Source organism: Litorivivens lipolytica (assembly GCF_014191715.1).
Taxonomy (GTDB): Bacteria; Pseudomonadota; Gammaproteobacteria; order Pseudomonadales; family Spongiibacteraceae; genus Litorivivens; species Litorivivens lipolytica.
Genome location: NZ_JACHWY010000003.1, coordinates 117,287 through 142,975, shown reverse-complemented (window position 1 = coordinate 142,975; position 25,689 = coordinate 117,287). Strand labels below are relative to the sequence as shown.

The 25,689-nt window shown below is 55.7% G+C and carries 26 protein-coding genes; 14 read left to right on the top strand and 12 right to left on the bottom strand.

Annotated elements, in window-relative coordinates:
* Nucleotides 1-159: 159 nt before the first annotated feature.
* From FHR99_RS12840 to FHR99_RS12820, 5 genes are all read right to left on the bottom strand, one after another.
* On the bottom strand, nt 160-1,542 hold the full coding sequence (locus FHR99_RS12840; RefSeq protein WP_246386922.1) for a SpoVR family protein: 1,383 nt from the start codon (nt 1,540-1,542) through the stop codon (nt 160-162).
* Entirely contained in the window at nt 1,539-2,717 is a 1,179-nt protein-coding gene (locus tag FHR99_RS12835) for a DUF444 family protein (RefSeq protein ID WP_183411108.1), read from the bottom strand. Before FHR99_RS12835 ends, FHR99_RS12840 begins: the two co-directional genes overlap by 4 nt.
* Before the next feature lie 61 nt (nt 2,718-2,778).
* Nucleotides 2,779-4,710 (bottom strand): serine protein kinase, encoded by a 1,932-nt coding sequence (locus FHR99_RS12830; protein WP_183411107.1) that lies wholly within the window; start codon nt 4,708-4,710, stop codon nt 2,779-2,781.
* Nucleotides 4,711-5,031: 321 nt separating this feature from the next.
* Entirely contained in the window at nt 5,032-6,006 is a 975-nt protein-coding gene (locus tag FHR99_RS12825) for a ribonuclease Z (protein WP_183411106.1), read from the bottom strand.
* A gap of 16 nt (nt 6,007-6,022) precedes the next feature.
* Complete coding sequence (locus tag FHR99_RS12820; protein ID WP_183411105.1) at nt 6,023-6,706, bottom strand: TetR family transcriptional regulator; 684 nt, start codon at nt 6,704-6,706, stop codon at nt 6,023-6,025.
* Nucleotides 6,707-6,937: 231 nt separating this feature from the next.
* Between FHR99_RS12820 and FHR99_RS12815 the strand changes: the two genes are divergently transcribed.
* On the top strand, nt 6,938-7,816 hold the full coding sequence (locus FHR99_RS12815; RefSeq protein ID WP_183411104.1) for an LLM class flavin-dependent oxidoreductase: 879 nt from the start codon (nt 6,938-6,940) through the stop codon (nt 7,814-7,816).
* Between the two features lie 43 nt (nt 7,817-7,859).
* Complete coding sequence (locus FHR99_RS12810) at nt 7,860-8,843, top strand: CE1 family esterase (RefSeq protein ID WP_183411103.1); 984 nt, start codon at nt 7,860-7,862, stop codon at nt 8,841-8,843.
* Between the two features lie 5 nt (nt 8,844-8,848).
* On the opposite strand, the gene FHR99_RS12805 is transcribed toward FHR99_RS12810, so the two are convergent.
* Nucleotides 8,849-9,475 (bottom strand): TetR family transcriptional regulator, encoded by a 627-nt coding sequence (locus tag FHR99_RS12805; protein WP_183411102.1) that lies wholly within the window; start codon nt 9,473-9,475, stop codon nt 8,849-8,851.
* A gap of 156 nt (nt 9,476-9,631) precedes the next feature.
* Between FHR99_RS12805 and FHR99_RS12800 the strand changes: the two genes are divergently transcribed.
* The 3 genes from FHR99_RS12800 to FHR99_RS12790 all read left to right on the top strand — a co-directional run bounded on the left by FHR99_RS12800 (nt 9,632) and on the right by FHR99_RS12790 (nt 13,208).
* Nucleotides 9,632-10,993 carry a cytochrome P450 gene (locus FHR99_RS12800; RefSeq protein ID WP_183411101.1) on the top strand — a complete coding sequence of 454 codons (1,362 nt, stop codon included), beginning with the start codon at nt 9,632-9,634 and terminating at the stop codon, nt 10,991-10,993.
* Between the two features lie 118 nt (nt 10,994-11,111).
* Nucleotides 11,112-11,669, top strand: coding sequence for a hypothetical protein (locus FHR99_RS12795; protein ID WP_183411100.1), 558 nt, complete (start codon nt 11,112-11,114; stop codon nt 11,667-11,669).
* Between the two features lie 51 nt (nt 11,670-11,720).
* On the top strand, nt 11,721-13,208 hold the full coding sequence (locus tag FHR99_RS12790) for an acetyl-CoA acetyltransferase (RefSeq protein WP_183411099.1): 1,488 nt from the start codon (nt 11,721-11,723) through the stop codon (nt 13,206-13,208).
* Nucleotides 13,209-13,264: 56 nt separating this feature from the next.
* Here the strand turns inward: FHR99_RS12790 and FHR99_RS12785 are convergent, their stop codons facing one another.
* Nucleotides 13,265-14,233 (bottom strand): class 1 fructose-bisphosphatase, encoded by a 969-nt coding sequence (locus tag FHR99_RS12785; protein ID WP_183411098.1) that lies wholly within the window; start codon nt 14,231-14,233, stop codon nt 13,265-13,267.
* 189 nt (nt 14,234-14,422) lie between these two features.
* On the opposite strand from FHR99_RS12785, the gene FHR99_RS12780 reads away from it, so the two are divergent.
* The 6 genes from FHR99_RS12780 (at nt 14,423) to FHR99_RS12755 (ending at nt 18,737) form a co-directional block, all read left to right on the top strand.
* Complete coding sequence (locus FHR99_RS12780; RefSeq protein WP_183411097.1) at nt 14,423-15,298, top strand: SDR family NAD(P)-dependent oxidoreductase; 876 nt, start codon at nt 14,423-14,425, stop codon at nt 15,296-15,298.
* Between the two features lie 10 nt (nt 15,299-15,308).
* Nucleotides 15,309-15,947: a TetR/AcrR family transcriptional regulator gene (locus FHR99_RS12775; RefSeq protein WP_183411096.1), complete on the top strand. Its 639-nt coding sequence runs from the start codon at nt 15,309-15,311 to the stop codon at nt 15,945-15,947.
* Nucleotides 15,948-16,043: 96 nt separating this feature from the next.
* Nucleotides 16,044-16,628, top strand: a complete 585-nt coding sequence (locus FHR99_RS12770; protein WP_183411095.1) for an outer membrane beta-barrel protein — start codon at nt 16,044-16,046, stop codon at nt 16,626-16,628.
* Nucleotides 16,629-16,663: 35 nt separating this feature from the next.
* Nucleotides 16,664-16,912 carry a hypothetical protein gene (locus tag FHR99_RS12765; RefSeq protein ID WP_183411094.1) on the top strand — a complete coding sequence of 83 codons (249 nt, stop codon included), beginning with the start codon at nt 16,664-16,666 and terminating at the stop codon, nt 16,910-16,912.
* A 140-nt stretch (nt 16,913-17,052) separates the two neighbouring features.
* The gene (locus FHR99_RS12760; RefSeq protein ID WP_183411093.1) at nt 17,053-17,895 is read left to right on the top strand and encodes a PP2C family protein-serine/threonine phosphatase; all 843 of its coding nucleotides are present in this window, start codon (nt 17,053-17,055) and stop codon (nt 17,893-17,895) included.
* On the top strand, nt 17,892-18,737 hold the full coding sequence (locus FHR99_RS12755) for an FHA domain-containing protein (protein WP_183411092.1): 846 nt from the start codon (nt 17,892-17,894) through the stop codon (nt 18,735-18,737). Before FHR99_RS12760 ends, FHR99_RS12755 begins: the two co-directional genes overlap by 4 nt.
* Nucleotides 18,738-18,751: 14 nt before the next feature.
* Here FHR99_RS12755 and FHR99_RS12750 read toward each other — a convergent pair whose 3' ends face one another.
* Entirely contained in the window at nt 18,752-20,122 is a 1,371-nt protein-coding gene (locus FHR99_RS12750) for a protein kinase domain-containing protein (RefSeq protein ID WP_183411091.1), read from the bottom strand.
* Nucleotides 20,123-20,340: 218 nt separating this feature from the next.
* Between FHR99_RS12750 and FHR99_RS12745 the strand changes: the two genes are divergently transcribed.
* Nucleotides 20,341-20,892 carry a CC0125/CC1285 family lipoprotein gene (locus FHR99_RS12745; protein WP_183411090.1) on the top strand — a complete coding sequence of 184 codons (552 nt, stop codon included), beginning with the start codon at nt 20,341-20,343 and terminating at the stop codon, nt 20,890-20,892.
* A gap of 88 nt (nt 20,893-20,980) precedes the next feature.
* On the opposite strand, the gene FHR99_RS12740 is transcribed toward FHR99_RS12745, so the two are convergent.
* From FHR99_RS12740 to FHR99_RS12725, 4 genes are all read right to left on the bottom strand, one after another.
* Nucleotides 20,981-21,571 (bottom strand): TetR/AcrR family transcriptional regulator, encoded by a 591-nt coding sequence (locus FHR99_RS12740; protein WP_183411089.1) that lies wholly within the window; start codon nt 21,569-21,571, stop codon nt 20,981-20,983.
* Between the two features lie 114 nt (nt 21,572-21,685).
* A complete protein-coding gene (locus tag FHR99_RS12735; protein WP_183411088.1) occupies nt 21,686-22,594 on the bottom strand; it encodes a GIDE domain-containing protein in 909 nt (302 codons plus the stop codon).
* Nucleotides 22,595-22,625: 31 nt separating this feature from the next.
* A complete protein-coding gene (locus FHR99_RS12730) occupies nt 22,626-23,198 on the bottom strand; it encodes a LemA family protein (protein WP_183411087.1) in 573 nt (190 codons plus the stop codon).
* Nucleotides 23,199-23,242: 44 nt separating this feature from the next.
* Nucleotides 23,243-24,262, bottom strand: a complete 1,020-nt coding sequence (locus FHR99_RS12725) for a cysteine synthase A (RefSeq protein ID WP_183411086.1) — start codon at nt 24,260-24,262, stop codon at nt 23,243-23,245.
* A gap of 171 nt (nt 24,263-24,433) precedes the next feature.
* Between FHR99_RS12725 and FHR99_RS12720 the strand changes: the two genes are divergently transcribed.
* Both FHR99_RS12720 and FHR99_RS12715 read left to right on the top strand, forming a co-directional pair.
* Entirely contained in the window at nt 24,434-25,006 is a 573-nt protein-coding gene (locus tag FHR99_RS12720) for a sigma-70 family RNA polymerase sigma factor (RefSeq protein ID WP_183411085.1), read from the top strand.
* Nucleotides 25,003-25,677: a ChrR family anti-sigma-E factor gene (locus FHR99_RS12715; RefSeq protein ID WP_183411084.1), complete on the top strand. Its 675-nt coding sequence runs from the start codon at nt 25,003-25,005 to the stop codon at nt 25,675-25,677. The genes FHR99_RS12720 and FHR99_RS12715 overlap by 4 nt, the downstream gene beginning before the upstream one ends.
* Nucleotides 25,678-25,689: the final 12 nt, after the last annotated feature.

Below are 25,689 nucleotides of genomic sequence, written 5' to 3'. Positions count from 1 at the left end.
GGCAATGTAGTTTTTGGGCTAGCAGTCCGCACTTCCAGTTTCTTCTGATGCGAGACTAGATTTGTAATTCACAAGAAGTCCATCAATCATTGCAATAGCCATGGAGTGGTCTCCGTAGCACTTGGATTTAAGATTTGCATGGAGTTGATGAGTGAATAGCTAGCTGGATTCGGCTTCCGAGGAAATCCATGCCTCGTTATCCTCGCCATCCAGCGTCAGCAGTTTGACCGGGCGTTTCCACACCGCTGCGATGTACTGAAGCACCTTTCGGGCGCGCTCAATCTCCAAGCCGCGCCCGTCAATACCGCTTTCGTGGCGCAGGATCAGAGTGCCATCGTTTTTCAATTCCTCGACGAACACGCGGGGCGCGCCGAAGTTGAATTTGGGCGCGAGAATATTTTCGTGCAAGGCATCGAGGCTATTTTCAGCGACCTTAATCTCGCCGTTGCGTTTGGCGTTAAAGGAAAACAGCTTCATATCGTCGGCCAGCTCGCGACTAAGGTGGTTGCGAATAAAACCGAAGTCGTCTTCCTGTTCCATAATGCGGCGTGCCGACTCGACGCCTTGTTCCTTGATGATTTTTTCCCACATGACATAGCCCACATGGTAGGGGTTCAGCTTGAGGGCGACCTGCTGGTCGCCGGCGTAGGGGCTGACGACATCGGAATGGGTTTTCATGCAGTCCACGTACATGGAGGAGGGCAGAAAGTCGGCCTCGCGTAGCAAGCGAGAATGCCAATAGCTGGCCCAGCCCTCATTCATGATCTGGCAGTTAAACACTGGCTGGAAGTACCAGGCTTCCTTGCGCACCGCCAGAAAGATATCCCGCTCCCATTCCTCCATTTCCGGGGCGTAGTGGGCGATAAACCACAACAGGTCTTTTTCCGGCTTGGGCGGAATCGGCGCGTTGCTGACCCGCGGTTCGCTCGGCGCGCTTTCCTCGCCGGGGAGGTCGGCATAGCGGGCATGAAAACCTTCGGCAGCTGGCTTGTCTTCCACCACATGTTTGCGGGGAAATTCCTTGCGGTTAAAAGGCTGCTGAGTATCAATGTGGGGTTCGAGTGACAGGGCGCAATCAAGCACCTGCTCCACCCGCTGTTCGCCAAATTCCTTGATTACTTCTTCAATGCGATGGGCGTGCGATGCCGCTTGTTCAACAATGTGATAGCCCACTTCATCCTGACTGCGGGCAAAGGCGATATTGTTGCGCGAGAAATCTGCATGACCTAATACGTGCGCCACGACCAGGGTGTTTTCGTGAAGGCTGTTGGTGTTAACCAGATAGGCCCGGTTGGGGTTGCCGGGGAATACCACTTCGAAGATTTTGGAGTGGCCCATACGGTGCTGAATCATCTGGTAAATCCAGCGCAGTCCGAAGGACCAGTGCGGCATGCGAACGGGGAGGCCGTAAACCGCAACCTCCATCATAAAACTGGGCGGCACCAGCTCGAAATCCACGGGAAAGAATTTCAAGCCCTGCTCAACCGCCAGCGCTTCCATGCGGGGAATCGTTTCGGCCAGAGAGTGGCTCATGTCGCTCATACGTCCACCTGTTGCTGCGCGGCCTGATCGGTAAAAAACGCTTTAATGGCTGGCCAGATGTCGTTGTCATTGGACAGGGAATAACTGCCACTGGGGTGACCGTTATCGGCCAGTTGTTGCCACAGGCGACCGACTTCCGTATTCAATCGACGGGTGTTGCTGTGGGAAACCTCCGCATAACCGGCAAAATTCAGCAGCGGTGCCAGCCGGGCCAGACTGGCCGACGACTGCTCCCGGTCGTTGCTGAAGTTCTCGCCGTCGGTGGCGTAGAACAGATAGCTGTTGTACTGGGAGTTGTCGAAACGCTCCTGCAGGATTTTCTCCGCCAGTTCGAGTGCGGTGGAGGATTTTGTGCCACCTTGCCCGCTGACCTGAAAGAATTCCTCTTCCTCAAATTCAAAGGCCTCGACGCTGTGGGCAATAAACACGGTGTCGATATGGCTGAACTGGCGTCGAATACCCTGCAAGGCCCAGAAGAAAAAACTTTTGGCGAGCTTGCGGCAGTGCTCGTCCATGCTCGATGAGACATCCAGCAGGAAAATAACGACGGCGTTGGTTGTCGGTTGCCGCTTGCGGGCGAGTTGGCGGAACCGTAGATCGTCATTGCTGATAGGGACGGGGGTGTCCGGGATGGCGGTACGGCGCTTGATTGCTTCTTTCATGGTGCGGCGGCGGTCGAGTCGCGAGCGGGCGCCGCGTTTATCCCAGCCCTCGCGCACATACTCGTCCACGTCGACGTTGCTGCCTTCCTTGGGCTGGAGGTTGGGAAGTTTCAGTTCTTCCCAGAGCCAGTCGAGAATTTCGTCGGTTTTGAATTCGAGCACAAATTGAAAAGCGCCTTCACCATCGCCACCGCCTTCCCCCTGACCACCGGGCTGGCCGGGTTTTCCCTGTCTCAGAGTATCGCCTTGTTTGGCTTTGCCCTGTCCGGCACCACTTTGTTCGTCGCTATTGCGAAGGGTGAAGCGGTAGTGCTCCAGAAATTTGACCGGGACCTGTACCGTGCGGTTTTCAGGTTTCGATAAGACATCGGATTTTGCGATCATCTCGGGGAGATGTTCGCGTACAGCTTCGCGCACTTTTTCATTGTGCCGCAGCCAGTCGCGGGTGCCTCGTGAAAACAGATCGTACCAGTGCTTGTGGCTGTTTCCCTGACCACCATCCTGCAGAAACATGCCTCCTCCCGGCCCGTAATGGGCATATGGTGTGCGGCTGGCAGGCCGCACCGCTGGCTCGCTATTCCTGCGAGAGCAGCGTTGTTACATAGTTCAGCGCTTCGCGGGCGCTGTGCCTGTCGTAGCCATAGTCCTGAATCAGGCGCTCTTCTACGGCAGCAATTTTTTCCTGGGTTTCGTCATCAGGTCGTGAAATGGAGCTGACCAACCGCAATACGTCGCGGCGTTCCTCGAACAGGTATTTTTCCATCGCCTCTTTCAAACGGGCGTGGGAATCGAGGGTGAATTTCTCGCCGTTCTTGTAGGCCACCATGGCCTTGCGAACCACTTCCTGGCGAAAGGTCTGCTTGCCCGCGTCGGAGACGTTGATCTTTTCCTCAACAGCGCGCAAAAAGCGCTCGTCCGGATCGCGGGTTTCGCTGGTAATCGGGTCTTTTACTTCGCGTTTGTCGAGCGCTGCTTCCACCTCGTCGAGGTATTTCTCCAGCAGGTTTTCGCTCTCTTCCTCGAAGGAAACAAACAGCGCCTTGTGCACATCTTCCTTGACCCAATGGTTGTAGAAATCCTTGCGGGCGGTAACCAGAAAGTCTACCCACTCGCGTTTCTGTTTTGCGTCCATGCGCGCATCGCTCTCGATGGCATCTTTCAGAGTGACTAGCACTTCCATGCTGGTCAGGCTTTTGGCTTCGGAACGGGAGATCGCGTTGGACAGGGCGTTCACCACAAAACGCGGCGATACCCCTGCTAAGCCCTCGTCCGGATACTCGGCGCGAATCTTGTCGACCTCGTTGCGGGAAAAACCTTCTACATCCTCGCCGGCATAGAGTTTTACTTTTTTCGACAGGTCCAGGTCTTCGCGTTCTGATGCTTTCAGTCGCGACAGTACTGCGAACAAAGCGGCGAGTCGCAAGGCGTGGGGGTCGAGGTGAACGTCGCGGAAGGTTGGTGCCTGGGCAATCAACTTCTTGTAGATCTTGGCTTCGTCCCGATAGTTCATGGTGTAGGGCACCTGCACGATCACCATGCGGTCGAGCAGGGCCTCGTTTTCTTTTTCCTGCAGGAATTTTTTAAACTCGGCGAGGTTGGTGTGGGCGACAATGGTTTCATCCACATGGATCAGCGGGAAGCGCGAAACCTTGACGTTTTTTTCCTGAGTCAGGGTGAGCAGTAGATACAGAAACTCCCGTTTAACTTTGAGAATTTCGATCATTTCCAGCAGGCCGCGACTGGCAGAGTACACTGCGCCGGACCATGACCAGGCGCGCGGATCCCCTTCGTCACCGAACTCTGACACTTTGGCCAGATCTACCGAGCCGATCAGGTCCGCAATGTCGGCGGTGGTGGGGTCATGAGGCGCATAGGTGCCGACGCCGACGCGTTTGGCTTCCGACAGGAAAATTCGCTCCACCGGGAACTGCATGAAGTCGCCTTCGTATTTTTCCTCCAGCAGGGCTTGGCAGTAGGGCGACAGTTCGCCCTGAATATCCACGCCGTAGGTTTCGCGAAATTCAGCGCGCAGCGTGTGTGGCACCAGCGTAAGCGGGTTTTCGTGTAGTGGTGATCCTTTCAGGCCGTACAGCGCGCCTTCGTCCGTGTGACTGTATTCCTCCATGCCGCGTTTCATCAGGATCACCAGGCTGGATTTGCCGCCAGAAGGTGGGCCCAGTAACAGCAGCAGTCTGCGGCCAACTTCGGAGCCGGCAGCCGCAGCTTTAAAGTAATCGACAATGCGGCGCAGGGCGGGGTCTATACCGTAAAGTTCATGGGAAAAAAGCTTGGGGGTTTTACTGTCGCTGTTTTCCTCTCGCGCTTGCATCCAGCGCAGCATATCCCAGGTGTACTGGTGGCTGTTGCGGGTGGCTAGCGCCGAGTTGGGTTGAACAACCTGTTCCAGGTAGTCAGCAAAGGTTCCTTCCCACTGGCGGGAACGGTGCTGGTGGGTGAATGATTGCAGAGACTGAACAAATGCATCGTGTCCATTGCTGCTAGCCATGAGAACCTCCATGCCAACGCCGGTGTGAAAGCGACCACGGAAAGGCGGCGTTTTGAGTTTGTGGCTCTTAACAGCTTAGAGCGGAGAATCCCTTCGGGGGTTCAAATAAACGTCGCGGTTTTTCCGCACTCTTAGTTTGTTCTAGCACAGTTTTTCTCTACGTGGGATAAGTAGTATCCGATTTTGCTGTTTTTTGGAAAGATGCGAATAAAACGCTTCACGTCGCGTTTTTTTGCCGGCATACTGGTTTTTTGTGGAGGCGGCGATTTTCCCTATCTGCCGTACTTTCTCGACGCGAATTTCTACGCGTTTTCTTTTTTCTTATTCGCTATCAAGCTTGCTTAATTCGCCTTTACGATTGATTTCGTAGCGGTCCAGATCCCGCGCAACCAGTATGTTTCCACGATAGTATTCGGCGGCTTCGGCGCGCAGCTCATCGATATGGCGTTTGCCGGGTGAGGATTTTTCCCGGTAGCGCTGACTGAAATGGGTGAGAGCGAGATGGGGCACGCCCGCGCGCTCGGCCGTCTTGGCCAGCATGGCGGCGGTACTGTGCATATACTGGGGGCCAACCTGCTGCAGTATGTCCTCGGTAAAAGTTGACTCATGTACCAGAAGGTCAGTGTTTTTAAGCGCAGATAGCAACAGATCTGGCTGGTCATTATCGCCGCCGACCACGATGACCCGTGCTCGCCAGGCCGGTTCACAGACCTGCTCCGGGGTAACCTGCCGGCCGTCTGTCAGTGTCACGGGGTTGCCGTGCTGAAGCTCGCCCCACTGCGGCCCGCGAGGCACGCCGAGTTCACGCAGGCTGTCCTGATTCAGAGTGTGCGGTGGTTTCTCTTCAAAGCGATAGGCAAAGCTAGGCACCCGATGTGAAAGGGCGTGAGCGCTCACGCGAACCAGCTCATCTTCGTACACGGCGTTTTCCAGATCCGAGCGCACAAAGTGCAGCGGATAGCGCAGGGTGTGCAGATCAGTGTATTGGCGAACGGCGGTAACAAACTGCTCGATACCGTCCGGTGCGCAGATGGTCAGCGGCTGGGTACGACCACTCATATTGGCGCTGGCAATCACGCCGGGAAGACCGTAGCAGTGATCACCGTGAACATGGCTGATGAATATCGCGCGCAGTCGCGCCAGACTGTGGCGGCTTTGCAGTAAGCGGTGTTGGGTGCCTTCGCCGCAGTCCACTAAATACCAGTCGCGGTGATCGTCGATGGAAAGCGCAAAGCCGCTGACGTTGCGTTGCCGGGTAGGGACACCGGCTGAAGTGCCGAGAAATGTAAATTGCATGCTGCAAGTATAGCGCTTACGAAACCTTGGCGTCGCTGTTGTTAAGCAGGTGATGGGTGCGTTTTGACGGCGCCATTGAGAGCACGGCGACAATGCTGTCGATCAGATTGCTTGCCATAAATTCCGTATCAGCCGCGGTGTATCGCTTCATTTTGCGCAGCCGGGCGTGATCCGATACGCCGTGGTAGGCCAGTATGTTCATGTGCAGTATGCGTTGTTCCACCACGGCTTGCGGCAGGTTGGCAAATTGCCGCGCGGTGAATTCCGCGATCTTGGTTTCTCGCACCAATTGCAGCGGGTAAGTCTCTGGCGACTGATAGCCGAGGGTGTTGGCCGAAATCAGTTCGGCGCTGATATGAACGTAGGCTTCGCCGCCGTCCGGATCGCTCAGCTTTTCAATCAGTGGTTGAACCATGGCCGTTGCGACGATGACTTCGGTGGCCTCTCCCTGATCAGCCAGCTCGTCAATGATGGCAGCGCGACGGCCCGCGACGCCGGGTGAGTGCTTGTCGAAAATTGCCTGCAGCAGACCATTCTTGCCGCCAAAGTGGTATTGAATGGCATTGCGGTTGCTTTGCCGTGCGGTGCGGGTAATGGTGTTGAGAGACACGCCGTCTATGCCGTGGCGGGCGTACAGGTTTTCCGCCGCGCGAATAATGGCCTGTTTGGTGCGGTTGCTGCGATTATCGCCCTGGGTCACGCGGAGTCCTGCTGGCTGTGCGGGGTGTTTGCGGCGAAAGCCCCCCCTACATACGGGTGAGGCGCCGGATATCAGATTCCATATTATGGTGCACAGTTTTAAGATGACCAACTTAAATAGACGATAAATCGGAACCCTTTTTGTCTGGAAGGGGTATCTGATCTGGCTGGATTTCCGTAACAGGGGGCGAGCAAACGCCGCCACCCAACGAATTTTAGGAAGGAGCATTCCATGAAATACGCCTACCACCACAGCATGTGTCCGCCCGAGCAGTATATTCCCCTGACCAAGGCGGCAGAGGAAATCGGTTTTGACACAGTCACCTTCCCCGACAGCATCTGCTACCCGAAAGAAGCCAGTTCCAAGTACCCCTACAATGCTGATGGCAGCCGTGAGTTTCTGGACGGTGTGCCCTTTATTGAGCCCTTCCTGCTGATGTCGCATTTGGCGGCAATCACAACCAAGATCCGGTTTTCCACGTCTGTACACAAAACTGCCGTACACGAGCCGGCGCTGCTGGCCAAGATGATGTCCAGTCTGGCCGTGCTGAGCGGCAACCGCTTTGACTATGGCGCGGGTATCAGCCCTTGGGGAGAGGATTTCGACGTTACCAACACCCCCTGGGAAAAGCGCGGCAAGCGTCTGGATGAAATTATTGAAATCGTGAACGGCCTGATGAGTGGCGACTACTTCGGTTACGAAGGCGAGATCTTCCAGATGCCGGCCATCAAACTCTGCCCGGTGCCCACAGAGCGTCCGCGCATTTTTGTAGGTGGTCACTCCAAGCCGGCCCTGCGCCGCGCCGCCCGTCTGGGCGACGGGTGGATCGCCGCCGGTGGTGATGCGGAATCCATCAAGGTGATGGTCGACCAGATCAATGAGTTCCGTAAGGAATACGGTCGCGACCACCTGCCCTTCGAGTTCCAGGCCATGACTCAGGACGCCTACAGCCCGGATGGCATCAAGAAGCTGGAAGAGATCGGCATTAATGAAGTGCTGGTGGCCTTCCGCAACGTTTACGACGCCGAGCCTGACGATAAGTCTGTCGAAGAAAAAATCGGCATGATGAAATGGTTTGCCGACGAGGTTATTGCCAAGTCTGCCCAGTAAGCGCCTACAATGCCTCCACGCTGAATAGTAAAGGGTGGGGGTAATGAAGAAGCGCATCTGGCTGGGTTCAACCTTCGTGCTGCTGGTGATCGCCTTGCTGGCAGCGCGTTCCTTTCTCGCTCCCGGCGTTGTCCGTCTGCCGCAACTGAGCGGTGAACTGCAATCACTTTCCCTGCAACATGGCGGCATTGAACGCCACTATCACCTCTATAAACCGGCCAAGCTGCCGCCAAATCCACCGTTGTTGCTCGTCTTTCACGGCTCGATGGGCTCGGGTGAATCCATGCGCGAAATGTCTGCCAGGCAGTTTGATCGCTTGGCCGACGAGCAGGGGCTATTGGTGGTTTATCCGGATGGATTCGATCGGCACTGGAATGACTGCCGCGCTTCCGCCAGCTATGAGGCCAATCGACAAAACATTGATGATGTGGGTTTTGTTCGACAACTGATTACCGAGCTGATTCAGCGTCACGGCGTAGATTCTGAGCAGGTCTATGGCACCGGACTGTCCAATGGCGGCCATATGGTGCTGCGACTCGCGCTGGAAACGCCCGAACTGCTGGCGGGCTATGCGCCGATCGTGGCCAACCTGCCGGTCGATGCCAACCTGGATTGCGACAAGCGTGGCGCGCCGGTAAATATTGCGCTGATTGAAGGCACGAATGATCCGGTAAACCCCTATGACGGCGGGTTGGTGAAGCTGTTGTGGGATGAGAGTCGGGGCGAGGTGCTGTCAGCGGCAGCGACAGCGCAATACTTTGCGGGTCTGGTGGTTTACGGGGAGGGGCCGGAACCCTTCGATCTGGCCGACACCGATGCCAGTGATTCAGGCTACATCACCGCCCAGCTCTGGTATGGCAAATCGCATCGGGTGGGCCTGTTTACCATGCAGGGTGGTGGTCATGTGCTGCCCAGTGTGGATGCGCGCTTTGGCATACTCGGTGGCGATATTCGGGATCTGGATGCGGCGGATTTAATCTGGGCCTTTCTGCGGGCTGAGCCTGCAGCGGCGGGGCTGCCGGACTAAGCGCCTCAGGCGGGGACTGCGGTGATGGTCGGTGTTTTGACGGGCCGCAGCTTCTCGACAATAGCAAACAGGTAGGCCGCGTGAGACTGACGCTCGGGCATGGGCACCATCAGCAGGTTCTGGGCGGCGCCCATGACCATGTCGAAGGCCATTTTGGTGATCAGCTCCGGGTCGATATCGCGGCGTACTTCGCCTTTCTTTTGCAGGGTGCGGATAAATTCATCCATCAGAACCCGGAACTGGCTGATCTTTTCGATCTGTTCTTTCAGGCCCTTGCCGCCCTTGGTCAGGCAGTAATGGTAGAGGTTAAAGCGCACTCGCCACTCCCGGTCTGAAGCCTCATCCAGCGGCAGGCCGGCGGTGATCATGGGAATAAAGTAGTCCAGTGAGATCTCATCCAGCTCGGCAATGGCGTTCTGCATGCGCTGGTCGATGCGCTGGTCAGCCCATTTGAAGGCTGCCATCACGATCTCTTCCTTGCTATTGAAGTAGTGCGACAGTACACCGATCGAGCAGCCCAGCTCTTTCGCCAGTGCGCGGGTAGTGAGTGCTTCCAAACCCTTTTCGGCAATCAATCTGGATGCTACCGAGGCGACTTCCTCCCGGCGACTGTCGTGGTCTACTTTCCGCACTGCCTTTACTCCAGCATGTTTTTTGATCAACTGTGACAGTATACCCGGGTTCGGGACTTTTTCATATCGAACGCTTGATATGTAAAAAACTATTACATATCATCTGTTCAAAATAAACCGATGAACCTCGGCAACGACCGCAGGAGGAAGGGACCTATGACTGAAGCAGTCGCCAACTACAAGCTGGCTAAAGACAACCACCAGCTCTCGCACATACCCGGCTCATTTGGCTGGCCGCTGATTGGCCACACCATTTCGCTGGTTAAAGACCTGTACGGCACCATCGACAAGCAGTACAAGGAATTTGGGCCGGTTTCCAAGTTCGGTCTGGCGGGCTTCAAGGGTGTTCTTCTATGTGGTCCGGATCTGTACCAGCAGGTTTACCTCGACAAGGAAAAGAATTTTTCAGCCGAGATGGGCTACATGGGCTCGTTGGGGCGCTTTTATAAAGGTGCGCTGCTGTTGCGTGACCACGAAGAACATCGCTTTCAGCGCCGCATGATGCAAACGGCGTTTAAGAACGATGCGATGAAAGGCTACATCGATACCATGGGTCCGATGCTGGCTGAGGCGGTAGAGAGCTGGGACGGACAGGAAGATTTTCATTTCTTCCCGGCCATCAAGCAGGCCCTGCTGGACGTCGCCGCGACGATTTTCGTCGGTCTGGAAAAAGATGATGATCGCGCGGAAAAACTAAACCAGGCGTTTACTGATGTCGCCAACGGATTGATGGGGCTAGTCACCAAGGAAATTCCGGGTACGCTCCATGCCAAAGGTAAAAAAGGCGAGCGCTACCTGCATGAATTCTTTGGCAGCCTGATTCAGGATCGTCGTAACAACGACGGCAAGGATACATTCAGTTACTTTGCCAAAGAGCTGAATGAAGACGGTGAGTATTTCAGCGATCAGGATATTGTGGCGCACATGAGCTTCCTGCTGTTTGCGGCTCACGACACCACAACCTCGGCCCTGAGCCACATGCTGTACCACTTGGGCCAAAACCCCGAGCTGCGTCAGCGCCTGCGTGAAGAAGCTCAGGCGATTGGCAAGGACTACCTCGAATACGAAGATCTCGACAAAATGCCGCTGGCCGATGCTGCTGTACGCGAAGCGCTGCGCCTGCACCCGTCCGTTATGATGATGCAACGCCGCACCATCAAGGACTGCGAGATCGGTGGTTACCATATTCCTGCCAACACCATTCTGTTTCTGGCACCGCAGTATGTGCATCGCATGCCCGAGTACTGGGATGAGCCCGAGAAGTTCGATCCGGACCGCTGGCTGGAACCGCGCAACGAGCACAAACGTCACTCCTTCAGCTTTGTTGGCTTTGGTGGCGGTGCCCACAAGTGTATCGGTATGCACTTTGCACTGATGCAGACCAAGAACTTCCTGCACCAGTTCTTGACGCGTTATGACTTCGAACTGCCGGCTAATTTCGGCACGGAAATGCAGACGGTTCCCCTGCCCAAGCCCGCTGACGATTTGCCTATGGTGTTAAAGCGACTGAATGGGTAAACTTCCCCCCGCAAATAACCCGGCCTCGCCGGGTTATTTGCTGTTAACCCGTTTAAAACACTAAGAAAAGGCTATCGCGGGTTGGCCTGATACAGTCTCCTCATATTTGGATTTTGAGATGCTTAAATCCCATTGTGCGCGCGCCGTTTTGGCCGTGTTGACGCTCTCTGTTTGTCCGCTTGCATCGGCCTCAGAGGTAAACGAATTCCAAGACTTTCTCCCTCGCGTGGAATGGCTTCCTGCGCCCCATCATCCGGCTGCCCGTATCGAGCTGGCCTCGACAGATGATTTGTCGCCCATGCTCAATTCCATGCTGGCCCTTTACAGCCAGCTGTTGACGCTGAGTGGCGGTGGCAGCAGCGGCATTGAGCTGACGCGCCTGCAAGCGCGTATTGGCAATGATGTTGGCAAAACGACAGACTTGATCGACATTAATGATGTGCTGGCGGCAGATTTGACTCGTGTAGAGCTGGTTGCCATCAGTGCAGATCAGTTACAGTCTCTGGGTGTGTCGGCAGCCGATGTACAGAAACTGCCGGCGCTGAGCCCGCTTACCGATCAGGTCAAAAATGCGATGATGGAGCTGCCGCAAGGGCTGACGAGTATTCAAGGCCCGGTAGCTTTGGCTGTGTGGGGGCAAGGCGGACTTGCGTCCATGGTGATCAGGGCCAATTGATCGAATAGAACACCCGCGAAACCACGCACAAAATCGAAAGGAGCCGCTGGCATGACTCAGAGATCCGACAACCCGGAACTGGCCCCCAATACTCCGGTATTGGTTGGCATTGGTGTGATTAACCAGCGCGAGGCCGACCCGGCCAAAGCCGACGAGGCCGTTGAGTTGATGGTGCGCGCGGCGCGCGCAGCCGGAGAGGACTGCGGTGTGCCGGGGCTGCTCAAAGATGTGCAGCGGATCAGTGTTCCCAAGGGGGTCTGGACCTATGCCAACCCGGCGCAGCGCGTCGGTGAAGCCATCGGTGCGCCTAACGCAACTACCCTGCTTGCCGAGATCGGTATTTTGCAGCAAAGCCTGTTTGCAGATGCCTGCCAGCGTATTAACGGTGGGGAAATTGAGGCCGCCTTAGTCGTGGGCGGCGAAGCGAAGTTCCGCGCTCTGCAGGCTACGATACAGGGCCTCGAAGCACCTGAGACCCAACAGGATTCAGCGCCCGACGTACACCTGGAGCCGGAGCAGGAAATCTGGTCTGAGGTGGAGTCCGCCGCCGGTCTCGGTATGCCGGTGGGGTTTTATGCGCTGATGGAAAGTGCGCTACGCCACGCTCAGGGTGAAGATCTGGAAAGTCACCGCGACCGCGTGGCGAAGCTCTACGAGGGCATGGCGGACGTAGCGAAGCAAAATCCCCACGCCTGGAATCGCGATGGCATGGCGGCTGAGCAAATTCGCAATGCCTCACCCAAAAACAAAATGCTGGCCTTCCCCTATACCAAGTATCACAACAGTCAGTGGAACGTGGATCAGGCCGGCGCCCTGTTGTTCTGTTCCGTGGCCAAGGCCGAGGCGCTGGGTATTCCGCGCGACAAGTGGGTCTTTCCCTGGGCCAGCACAGAAAGCAATTTTATGGTGAATACCTCCCAGCGTGTCGATCTCGCCGGTTGTCCGGGCGCGCGTCTGGCGGGTAAAAAAGCGCTGGAACTGGCGAATATGACCGTCGACGATATCGACGTGCTCGAGCTTTACAGCTGTTTCCCCTCCGCCGTTCAGATCTACGCCCGCGAGATTGGTATTTCGCTGGATCAGCAGATTACCGTTACCGGCGGCATGACCTTTGGCGGCGGCCCGCTGAATAACTATGTGCTGCAATCCACGGCGCGCATGGCTGAATTGCTGCGCGAACAACCGGGCAAAAAAGGCTATATCACGTCCGTATCCGGTATGTTGACCAAGCAAGGTTTTGGCGTCTGGTCCACCGAACCCGGCCCGAATGGTTTTGGTTTCGCCGATCTGACCGCCGAAGCCCGCGCCGAAGCGCCGCCGCTGGAGATGGTCAAGGTTGATCAGGGTGAGGGTGAAATTGTCGGCTGCACTGTTCTGTTTCAGGGTGACAATCCCTGGCGCGCAGTGGTGGTTGTCACCCTGCCGAATGGCAAGCGAACCATTGCCTACAATGAAAATGCCGAGCTGATGAACGCGATGATGACGGAGGAATTTGTCGGTCGCCGCGTGCAGCTGAAGGACGGGGTTTTTTCGCTTTAAGCCAACGACGTCATTGCGAGGGTGTTCCTCGCAATGACGACAGTCGCTTTCTTATCTCAACGCTGGTGGTATTCCACGCAGCACTTCACTTCATTGGCGGAGCCCAGAATCACCGGCACTCGCTGGTGAATCTGCTCCGGCTGGATATCCAGAATCCTGACCGAGTCTGTCCACGCTTCACCACCGGCCTGTTCTACCAATAGCCCCATCGGGTTGGCTTCGTACATCAGGCGCAGTTTGCCGGCCTGATCCGGCTTGCGTGAATCCCAGGGGTAGGTAAACAGGCCGCCGCGACACAGAATGCGGTGTACATCGGCGACCATCGCCGCGACCCAGCGCATATTGAAATTCTTGCCGCGTGGACCATCGCTGCCTTTTAGCAGATCATCAATGTAGGCGCGCATTGGCTCGGCCCAGAAACGATGATTGGACATGTTGATGGCAAATTCTTTGGTGTCTGGGGCCAGCTCAACCCGCTCCACCGTTTGCAGCCAGCTGTTCTGCTCCGGGTCAAAGGTAAACATGGTGACGCCGTCGCCGGTGGAAAATACCAGCATCATCGAGGGGCCGTAGAGAACGTAGCCTGCGGCTTTCTGGTCGCGACCCGGTTGCAGGAATTCGGCCTCTGTCACCGGGCCGCTGGCCTCGCTGCCCAGCACTGAGAAGATGGTGCCAACCATGCTGTTGATATCAATGTTGGAGGAGCCGTCGAGCGGATCGTAGGTCACCAGAAAGCGGCCGTCGGCATTGGCACCTACCACTTCATCCTCTTCTTCGGATGCAATTCCACGTACCGAGGGGCAGGCTTTCAAGGCCTCCTTCAGCAAATCGTTGGCGATAACATCCAGCTTCTTCTGGGTTTCACCCTGCACGTTGGCTGCGCCGGCGCTGCCAAGGATGCCCGCCAGTTCGCCGCGCTGCAGTTGGGTGTTGATGGTTTCGCAGCAGTGCGCCAATTTTGAGATTACCTTGGCGAGGTCGCTATCGATGGCGCTGTCTTGGAGGAACGCGTCCAGCGTTTTCATGCGGTGTCCTGTGGCTGTGGGGGAAAGCGGCGCATTATGCCATCTGCAGCTTTGGGGCTCCAGTTGGACGCCGTCGCTGGGAAGTGGTCCCGTCGAAATTAAAAAAAGGTAACAAGTGTGTAAAAATTTTCGCGGCTGTACTAGAGTCCTTGCAAAGAGCATAAACCCAAACTGTGTAAGAGGTGTCCTGTGAAAGATTTCAATAACAAGGTGGCTGTCATTACCGGGGGCGCGAGCGGCGTCGGTCGGGCGCTCGGTGAGGCGCTGGCGGCTGAGGGGGCGAAAATTGTACTCGCGGATGTGGATGCCAAGGGACTCGACGTCGCCGTGTCTGCGCTGAAAGAGCGCGGTACACAGGCCATTGCGGTGAAGACCGACGTCTCCAAGCAGGAAGACCTGAACAACCTCGCTGACAAGGCCTTCGCCGAATTCGGTGCGGTGCACCTGATGTTTGCCAATGCCGGCATTGGTGCCGGTGAGGCCGGCGACATGTGGGACTACAACCTCAACGACTGGAAGTGGGCTTTTTCAGTGAATATCTGGGGTGTTATCCATTCTATCAATGCCTTTATGCCGCGCCTCGTGGAGCAGAATGAAGAAGCGCATTTTGTGGTCACAGGTTCCGGTAACGGCGCCTTTCTGATGCTGCCCGATGCGCCGATCTACACCACCACCAAGGCCTCGGTCATGGCGATCACGGAAACCCTGTATTACCAGATGCTCGCCAAACAGTCGCCGGTCAAGGTGAACGCTCTTTTCCCCGGCCCCCACGTGGTAGACACCGGGTTGTTCAACTCCGAGCGCGTACGTCCGGAAGATCTGCCGGGCACAGGTGTGAAAGCGTCGGGTATCAGCTCGGTCGACGATATGAAGAAAATGATGGAGCAGTTCGGCATGGAACTGGAAACCACGTCACCTCACGAGGTGGCTGACTACGCGCTCAAGGCGCTGAAAGAGGACAAATTCTGGATTCGTCCCAGCACGGAAAAATCCGATCAGGCCCTGCGCGAGCGAACAGAGGGTATAATCAATCAGGTCAATCCGGCGCCGCCGAATGTTTTGTAATTAGAGACTTATGACCAACGTATCCGCAATCAAATCGGCGGCCGAGCCAGGCCTTAGCCGCCGTGAGCAGCGAAAGCTGGAAGTTCGTGGCCGCATCAATGAGGCTGCACTGACCCTGTTTGCCGACAAGGGGGTGGAGTCAACGACGGTTGAGGAGATCTGTGAAGCGGCGGAGGTGGCCCGCAAGACCTTCTACAACTACTACAGCTCAAAACAGGATTTGATTCGTGATTTGAGCGATTCCATGCTCTATGACGAAACCTCCAACGTGATAGAGCTGGCCTTGGAAAAGTTTGATACCACGCGCGAACGTATTGAATATATTTACGGCATCATGGCCGACAATCTTCAGCGTTACGCTGAGCTGGAACGTTGTCTGGTGCACCAGACGCTGCTGGATCTATCCAGTGAAAATAGCCAGATTGGCAAACGGCTGGGCGATCTCAACGCCGCCTTTGGTGAACTGGTAGGCGCTGGTGTAAGACTGGGAGATGTGTCGCCCCAGTACAGCGCCGCCTTTATTGGTGAGATGATCGTTGGTCTGATCAATGCCACGATCATTAACTGGGTCCATGATACGTCCTACCCGGTTATTGAACGGATTGAAGAAGTTAAACGGCTGACCTTAAACAGCTTTTTAAAATCCTGATCGCTTACCTCGATGAGCGTAGTGCGCTCGATCGGTTCAGTTAAGGTTCAGTTGCGAAAGTGCAGCATGTGATCACACCGTCTGAGGTTTGCTCACATGAACAGAATCCTGCTGATCGGGGCACTGTGCCCCCTGCTAAGCTCGCTTTCTCTTGCCGACCACTACCGCTCGCCGACACTGAATTTTCACGTGGATGTGGGGCAGGCGCGGCAAGATATTGATCCCGCCGACTTCCCGCCCGGTACGGATATCGACGACCAAGATATCGCCTTTCGTGGTGGTGTCGGTTTTCACTCCGGTCTGTTGGGCGGCAGCATTTCCTATATTAACTTCGGCCAATCGGCAGTCGCGACACCCACGGCTTCGGCGGAAGCTGAAACCTATGGCATCGGATTTGATGTACAAATGGAACTGCCTCTCAGCGAGTACAGCAGCTTCTTTGTCAAAGGCGGCATTCTGAGCTGGGAGCAAGTTACCGATGAGCATCAGGCAGGCGCCAACTTCGTGACCCGCTACTACGAAGACGGCGTTGATCCTTTCTGGGGTGTAGGCTTTCGATTCAGTGGTGCACCGGGGATGAATCTGAAGATTGAATACGACCGCTTCGAGTTCAAAGACAATGGCTCGGACGTCGTGGCCGACTACGATCTGGTGACTGTCGGTCTGGAGTTTTTCCTGTAAACTGAAATGCTTGCATAAATGACAGGGAGGTCATGATGAAGCGGTTTCTGATAATTGGATTATTGAGTTGGAGTTGTCTGGCACAGGCCGTCGATTGGTCGGATTGCCGGCGAGGCAAACTTGATGCCCTGTCGCTGGAACAGGCACTGCGTAAAGGTCACATGCTGCGGGGCTATCCGGATCGCAGTGCCATGCGCGAAGCCTTGCGTGAGCGCAACGACTGGCTGTGGCGAAACTGCCGTCGCTACAGCGGTAAAATGCGCGATCTGTCGATCCGCCGCTGACTGGCTATTAGCGGTGAATCGCTTATACTCATTTCATAGTGTCGTAGGTGCTGCCGGGAGGCGGTGCGCCTTATGTGTTATGAGCGACAGGGGCCGAGCTACAGCGTTGTAAAATTAATAACTACAGGTAAACGCAAGGCATGTTGAAATACGCAGCCCGATCGGATGTTGGTTGTCGTCGCAGTAATAACGAGGACAACTTTGCCGCGGCGCCTGAACACAATCTCTGGATTCTTGCAGATGGTGTTGGCGGTCACGATGCCGGTGAAATCGCGAGCGAGATTGCGTGTCAGGTGATTCGTGATCAGGTGGCACAGGGCCACGATCTTGAAGTTGCGATTGTTAAGGCTCACGAAGCCATTCTTGCCGCTCCGGAAAAAGGTCATGGTCGGCCCGGCATGGCATCCACTGTTGTTGCGCTGACAGCTGATGATTCCGGTTTTGAAGTCGCCTGGGTCGGCGATTCCCGCTGCTACTTGTGGAGCGAGGAGCGCGGCCTTGAGCAGATATCTCGCGATCACTCTCTGGTGCAGCGGCTGCTCGAAGAACAGCACATCAACGAGGAGGAGGCGGCCAATCACCCGGGGCGCAATATCGTGCTGCAAGCACTCGGTCAGGATAATGTCGAGAAGCTGCAGGTTGATGCTATTCGTGACAGTTTCGAGCCCGGTCAGATCCTTCTTATGTGCAGCGATGGTCTTAACGACTACGTACCACACGACGATATTGTTGCCAGCTTTCGTGCATCCGACGACGTCGATGAAATTGCCGACAGTCTGGTCGCAAAAACACTCGCCAACAACGGCGCAGACAACGTAACGGTGGTGCTGGTACAGGCACCTTCCGAAACCGAACGTCGTGAGCGAGAGCAGGCCGAAAACGTCGCCACCGGCGGTAAGTCAGCGTCGCGGCAGTCTCTATTGTTGGTTGCCGGGCTGTTGGTGCTCGGTGCCTTATATTATTTTTTTCAGGGCTCAGTATGACCGAAGGTGCTCGCGCTGTTTCAGCCTGGGGACTGCGGCCACATCAGGCTGATGCCGACGTAATATCACTGACAAATGAATTTACCGTGGGGCGTGAGCGCCAGTGCAATCTGGTGCTGACCGAGCCTCATGTGTCGCGCAAGCACGCCACCTTTTTGGTCAAAGAAGACAAGCTTTACCTGCAGGACACGGGTTCGGCCAACGGGACTTTTGTTAACGGCCAGCGCATCACGGTGACGGTGCTCAAGCCGGGTGATCTGGTCCGTTTCGACTCTATGGATTACGAAGTCGTGCAGAAGGCGATCTCCGAAAAGTCGCTTTCCCAGAGACCTATAGCTCAAAAATCTATGCCCCAGAAGCCGAGTGCCCAGAAACCGACAGCGCGAAAGCCTGTGGCGCAAGCAAACGCGGGGGCCGCAGTGAAAGGCGTGGCGGCTAAGCCTGCGCCAGCCAAGGCGCCACCTGCGACCTTCTCAAGCCGTGGTGAAGGGGTGGTTATCGTTAACCGCAGTCTGCGAGAAGAAGCCCCGCAAACGCGTGGCCCGGTGGCATCTCTTGTGGTGAGTGGCGGGCTGGTGGCAGGCCAACGTTTTACCTTGAATGACGGCTTGACCAGCATCGGTCGCGAGGCCGACTGTGACATTACGCTTAATACGCGAGCGGTGTCTTCCAGGCATGCAGAAATCGAGTGTGTAAACGGGGGCTGGTTGCTGCGCGATTGCGATTCGTCCAATGGCACGCAGCACAACGGTCAGCGTGTCACCGAAGCTCACCTGAGCGATGGTGACCAGCTGGTGTTTGGTGATGTCGAACTGGTGTTCGGACTGTCTCCCTCAGCTTAAATCCTTTTCGCCGTTTAATAGCGCGCAGCGTTGGCGCTGGCGCGCAAGGCTCGCAGCCTGTCCATCAGATCCTGGTTCTCAATATAAAACGTAATCTGCGAACTCTGATTCAGAAAGGCGTCCGCGCGTTTAAGGTCACTGCTGGCGATGGCCTGTTCGGCTTCATTCAGGTAAGTCTCGAACAATTGCGTGATTGCGGCCTTGGCTTCCGGCGAATGTGGGTTTCGGGCCATCAGTGACGTCAGATAAAACTGGGCGTTGTCCCCTGGCGGCGAGTAGAAGCGGCCTTCGCTGGCAGCCAGGTTGGCATTGTTCAGGAGTTGCTGCTCGGCGCTGCTGAGTGAGCTGGTCAGAGCGCTCGCGGCGCCCGGATTCTGTTGCAGGTAGTGCCAGCCGCCGCCAGCCAGCAAGGCGACGACCGCGACCCCGGCCGCAATCCAAGCGCCTAAGGTACGTTTCGCTTTCGCCTTGCGCATTTCGCCGGGCCTGATCAGTGTTTCGTTGCCGTCATCATGGACGGTTGCGGGAAGCGGTTGATCTGCGTCGTTACCGCTGTGCACGACGGTGGCGGCTACTTCCTCGCTAAAGCCTTCAATCGCTTTTTCCAGTTCAGCAATGAGTTCAGCTCCGGTCTGGAATCTCTCGTCGCGGTCTTTTGCCAGTGCCTTGTCAATGAATGCTTGAAAGTGGGCAACCTGTGGCGGCAGCGCCGGAGGTGGCGCAGTAATGTGTTTGATCCCAATGGAGATCGCCGATTCGCCTTTGAAAGGTACTCGACCTGTCAGCATCTCGTAGAGAATGATGCCAAGGCTATAGAGATCTGAGCGGCTGTCCAATTGGGCGGCTTCCGCCTGCTCTGGGCTCATGTAATGAGGCGACCCGATGACGGTGCCTGTCTTGGTCATTTGAGTCTGGGAGTCCGTGTCGCGGGCGATGCCGAAATCACAGATCACCGGACTGCCGTCTCCGCGAAACAGAATGTTTTCGGGTTTGATATCCCGGTGAATGAAATTCTTCTTGTGAGCGTAATCGAGACCGGCCGCGACCCCGCGCACGATGTCGAGGCCGTCGCGAATCTGTATGCCCTTTTTCATTCGGGTTTTCAGATCGCCGCCGCTCAACACTTCCATGGCCATATAGCGGTAAGACTCGTGCTGGCCTACATCGTAGATGGCGATAATATTTGGGTGTTCCAGTTCCGCGCAGATTCGAGCCTCGCGTAAAAAACGTTCGCTGAAACTGGGGTCGGCTTGCAAATGCTTGGCCATCAACTTAAGGGCCACTTGGCGCCCGCTGCTGTCCTGTGTGGCGAGGTAAACAACGGCCATGCCGCCCTTGCCCAGGGGGCGACTGATGGTGTAGCCGGGAATAATTGGAAATTCCACTGCGCGTTCCCCGTGTTGCGTGTTTTTGTTGTTAATAATGCGCTTTTGTTTGATTTAAGCGCTTTGGGTATGACTATACCACCCTTGTAAGCGCGGTACAGCGCGGCTTTGGAACATTAAGCTGTTGTTAAGCTGCTCCCGTTAGACTGCTGTCATCCGCTGAATGTTCAGCGTCGTACAACAAGGTCAAACGACCAACTCGCTTGAAGGAGGTTATTGTGAAAACGTGGCTTACAGGTTTGATTGTGCTCTCATCGGCTTTGCTGGTGGCTTGCGCATCGGATACACCGTACAAGCCAGCCGAAGGACGAGGGGACTACGGTTACACGGAAACATCGCTGGGTGACAACCGTTATCGCGTTACCTTTGAAGGTAACAGTTCAACGCCTTCAGAAACCGTGCAAGATTATGCGCTGCTGCGTGCTGCCGAACTGACCATGGCCAAAGGTTATGACTGGTTCGAAACGGTAGATCGCAACGAAGACAAGAAAACGCGCACTACGACAACCGACTCAGGTTTTGGTGCGACGTATCAGCAGAGTCAGACCTACTATCGCAACTGCGACATGCTGGGTAACTGCGACACCGTCGTGACGGGTGGTACCGTTGTTTCTCCGGGCTCTGGCTTGTCGACGTCAACGAGCCGTTCGTCGTACAAGTACAGCCTGGAAGTTTTGATGCGCAAAAATCCGATGCCGGATCAAGCCAACGCTTACGATGCGCGTAAGCTGGCTAACGCATTGCGCCAGCGCCTGATTGAAAATCAGTAATTGTTAGCTGATATCAGTCGCAAAAACACAGCCCCGCATCGCGGGGCTTTTTTTATTTTATGAAAAGTGGTTTGTGAGTCTGAGCAGTTCAGGCAACGGATTCGCTGCCAATCATGTCCAAAAGCTTCTGTTGAAAGTCGAGCTGATTCTGCACCTCGCCTTCACACAAGGGGTCGAGATTAAAAATTCGCGCATGCAGCGGTGCCAGAGTGATATAGCCGAGAATCATGCAGTGAAAGGTCATGACAGAGGGAATGTTGATCCAGCTTTTTTCCGACGTTTCCGCCAGTTGTGAGATATAACTGAAGAAAGGTCGATACCATTTGTCGGCCAAAATTTTCAGGGTTTCGTCATTGGCAAGTGTGGCATGCTGAATGAGTTTGGCCATGTTCGGGTGTTCCGCGTGGTTACTCAGTACCGCCTCAATCTGCCGCATCATATCCTCAGGTGTATCGCCGTGACTGAGCTTTTCAATCACATCGTGCAGCGGGTCAAACAGGCGTGCCAGCACGCACTCGTAAATATGCAGTTTGTTGCGATAGTGCTTGTAGACGCCGGGGCCGCGAATCCCCACCTTGTCGGCAATATCGGTGATCGACGTGGCAGCGTAGCCGTAGCGTGCAAACAGCTGCTCGGCGGTATCGAGAATGCGCTCGCGTGTGTCAGTTGTTTTGCCCATAGCCTGCGTTACCGCTCAGTCGCTTTTGTTATTTAGTGAATTATTAACAAAAACGATTATAGCAACGGGTGGAAAAATGTTTACGCCGACTGCATCACTAAAATGGGGCGGGGTTTACAACCACTGCCAGGCCTGCCACGCGCCAGGCAACAAGAACAAAAAGGTCAGTGTGCAGCCGATTGCGGCCACACCGAGGCCGATAAATTGCCAGCGATAGCGACGGCTCAAGGCCTTGGGCTCACGCGTTGAGATCAGAAAGGGCTGGCGCTTCACCGGGCTATAGCTCATGACATTGACTGGCGTATTGTCGTAGTTGTCAGAGGCGTCTTGCAGTGCCTGCCGATGCGCTGCCTCTCGCACCGCTTCCCATTCCTGCAAATCAATTTCACCGTCAGTATTGGTGTCGAAGCGTTCAATAAGCTGGTCGTAGTCGCGTTTCCACGCCGTGATCAGCGCATTGGTATTGCTCCTAGCCTGACTCTCCATCGAAGGTGGATGCAGGGTTTCAAAGTGGCCCAGCGCATAGAGCATCTGGCCGGGCTCGATCACGCTTTCGGTGTAACGGTAGCGGCGCCCAAACAGGCTGCTGGTATTCTTGGGTGAGCTTGGGTAGCGGGAATTGCCGTGCCAGGTACGAGTGTGTCGCGGCGAGACATCGGCGCCATCCGGGTGCACAAAACAGCGTCCGGTTTGATCGTTGAGCACGATAGGGGTTTTGCTGGACTGGCTTTCCAGTGTGCGCCAGCGACTGTTTTTGCCGCTGGATTCATAACGCTCGATTTTATAGCGGTACCAGACGCAGGGGTTGCCTGTTAGTTTGGCGTGCAGCGGTCCGTTTTCCGGGTGCACTTCACACAGGCCGATAATCTCTACGTAGCCCTGCGGCGCCGAGCGAATCTTCGAGGTTGGAGTATCTTCGATCAGGCGCGCCTTCTTGAGCGCGCTGAAGCTGCCTATCCAGGCAAACAGGCCAAAGCCGAGGGTGAAAAGCTCCACCCACAGGTAGTCGCTGAATGTATCCATGGTGAACTATCGAATACGGTGAGCGGCGCTGTCAGCGAAACAGCGCTTTCATATCAACGTCTTTTAACTCTTCTTCGCTGAATTCCAGCAAATCGAAAGCTTCGAAATTCATAAAACGGGCGATGAGTACATCGGGGAACTGCTCGATGCGCACGTTATTGTTGTTTGCAGCCTCGTTATAGGACTCGCGGCGATCGGCAATGCCGTTTTCCAGTGCCGAGATGCGCTGCTGAAGATGTTGAAAGGACTTATCGGCTTTCAGCTCCGGGTAATTCTCGGCCAGTGCAAACAGGTTGCCGAGCCCTGCGCGCAGAGAGGTTTCCGCTTCGCCCAGAGCTTTAACGTCGCGCCGGGCCTGCGCCTTGGCCACCATCGAGCGGGCTTCGATCACGTTTTCCAATGTTTGCTGTTCGTACTGCATGTACTGGCGGCAGGTTTCTACCAGTTTGGGCAGCTCGTCATGACGCTGTTTGAGCAGCACATCGATATTGGAGAAGTGTTTGGACACCGAATGTTTGAGCGCCACCAGATTGTTGTAAATGGTAACGGCGTACATCAGCAGAAAGGCTGCCACTACCAGAGTAATGATGCTGGTCATGTCCATGAAGTTTCCCCGTTGTTATGTATTTTCTTGTTGAACTGGGGCCTTCAGACCCGCAGCCAGTTCGGTACTGGCAGATCGACCTGCTCTAGGTATACCGGGTTATAGAGTTTGCTCTTATAACGATCGCCGTAATCGCAGAGGATGGTGACCAAAGTATGTCCCGGCCCCATCTCTTTAGCCATGCGCACGGCGCCGGCGATGTTGACTGCCGATGAGCCGCCTAGGCATAGCCCCTCATGGCGCAGGATGTCGAATATGTGAGGCAGCGCCTCGGCGTCAGAGATCTGGAAAGGCATATCAATATCAATGCCTTCTAGGTTGCCGGTGACGAAGCTGATGCCGATACCCTCGGCGATGGAACGCCCCTCGGCTTTCAGTTCGCCATTGACGTAGTGGTTGAACAGGGCAGAACCCTGTGGGTCGGCGATACCAATCTTGATATCGCTGTTGCGCTCTCGCAATGCCATTGCCGTACCGGCCAAGGTGCCGCCGGTGCCAACGGCGCAGATAAAACCGTCGACCTTGCCATTGGTCTGCTCCCAGATTTCGGCGCCGGTGGTCTGATAGTGGATGTCGCGGTTGGCGGTATTATCAAACTGTCGCGCCCACACCACGCCGTTAGGATCTTTGGCGGACAGCTCCTTGGCGAGACGCTCGGCGGTGTGAATGTAATGATTTGGGTCGTCGTAGCTGGTGGCCTTGACCAGACGCAGATCTGCGCCATAGAGGTCCAGTAGCTCGATTTTCTCCTTGCTCAGAGATTGGGGCATGACGACAACCGACTTGTAGCCCAGTGAGTTGGCCAGCAGCGTCAGGCCAATACCGGTGTTGCCGGCGGTGCCCTCGACGATAGTGCCCCCGGGCTGCAGCTCGCCGCTGCTTTCCGCGGCGCGTACAATGCCGAGCGCGGTACGATCTTTTACACTGCCGCCTGGATTCAGAAACTCGGCTTTGCCGTAAATGTGGCAGCCGGTCATTTCAGAGACCCCACGCAGGTAGATCAGCGGAGTATTTCCAATAAGATCAGCAAATTGGCGGGTCTGGGCGGGGGCTTGGTGGGGCATGAAGATCTCCTGACAGCAGGCTTTTATGGTATCGCTGTGCGGCAGGCGATGGCAACGACTACGGTGGCTTGTGCTGTAGTCGCTGGCCGGTCAAATATGCTCTACTTGGACTTGAATAAAAGTTGATCCATTTGCCGCAGACTCGCGTAAGAGCGGCACTAAGGAGTAGGAATGACAGACAGCCTCGGCGAAAGTATCGATCCCAAGTACTGGATCGAGTGCATGGCCAAGGTCGCTGAAGGTAGGGATAAACAGAGTTTTATGGCCCTGTTTGACTACTTTTCTCCACGGGTAAATGCGTATTTGCTGGGGCAGGGGGTTGATGCCGGAATGGCGGAAGACCTGACTCAGGAGGCGCTGCTTGCCTTGTGGAACAAGGCGCACCTGTACCAGCCCAAAAAGGCCGCGGTTAGTACCTGGCTGTTTCGGGTCGCAAGAAATCTATGGATCGATCGTCTGCGTAAGCAGAGGGCGAAGGTCTACGAGCTCGAAGATGAGTATCTGGAAGCGGGCGTCGGGGCGGAAGATCCGGAGGAAGATAGCGGCGAACTGGATGCCGATCGCATTCAGGACGCCCTGGCAGCCTTGCCCCAGAATCAGGCCCAAGTGGTCTACAAGGCTTACTTCGAGGGTAAGAGCCACAGCGAAATTGCCGGTGAAACCGGTATGCCGCTGGGAAGTGTTAAGTCAAGTTTGCGTCTGGCCCTGCAGGCCCTGCGCAAGAAGTACGGAGAGGAAGGATGAACGTAGAACACCATCTACAGGCGGATACGCTGGCGGCTTACGCTGCGGGCTCACTGCCTGCCGCTATGGCGCTGGTGGTGACTTGCCATACGGAAGTATGTGCAAGCTGTCGCAGTGAGCTGCGGCGCGCCGAAGCATTGGGTGGTCATATGCTGGAGCGTCTGCCGCTGCAGCCGGTGTCGGCTTCGGCCCGGGACGCCATGTTGGCATTGTTGGACAGCCAGCCCGAGCCGGCTGCAGCGCCTGCGCGTCCGGCACCTTCCGCTCAGCAGTCTGCCGTTAAAGGCGGTATTTTCATGCCCAATGCCCTGAAGAACCTGCTGCAGGCTGACTCTTACGAGCAGTTGAGATGGCGGAAACTGGCGCCGGGGATTGAAAAGCTTGAGCTGCCCTTGAGTGAAGGTCGTTCCTTTATGCTGCGTATCGCGGAAGGCAAAAGCATGCCGGTGCATACGCACAAATCCTCCGAGCTGACGCTGATCATGCAGGGTGGCTATAGCGATGCGTTAGGCGACTTCAATGTCGGAGATATTGCCGATCTGGATGGCAGCGTGGAACACCAGCCGGTGGCCTTCGCCGATGAGCCCTGTATCTGCCTCGCGGGTATGGACGGTGGCTTGCGCTTCCGGGCGTTGATCCCGACACTGCTGAAGCCTTTCACCCGTTTGTAGGTGATGAACTGC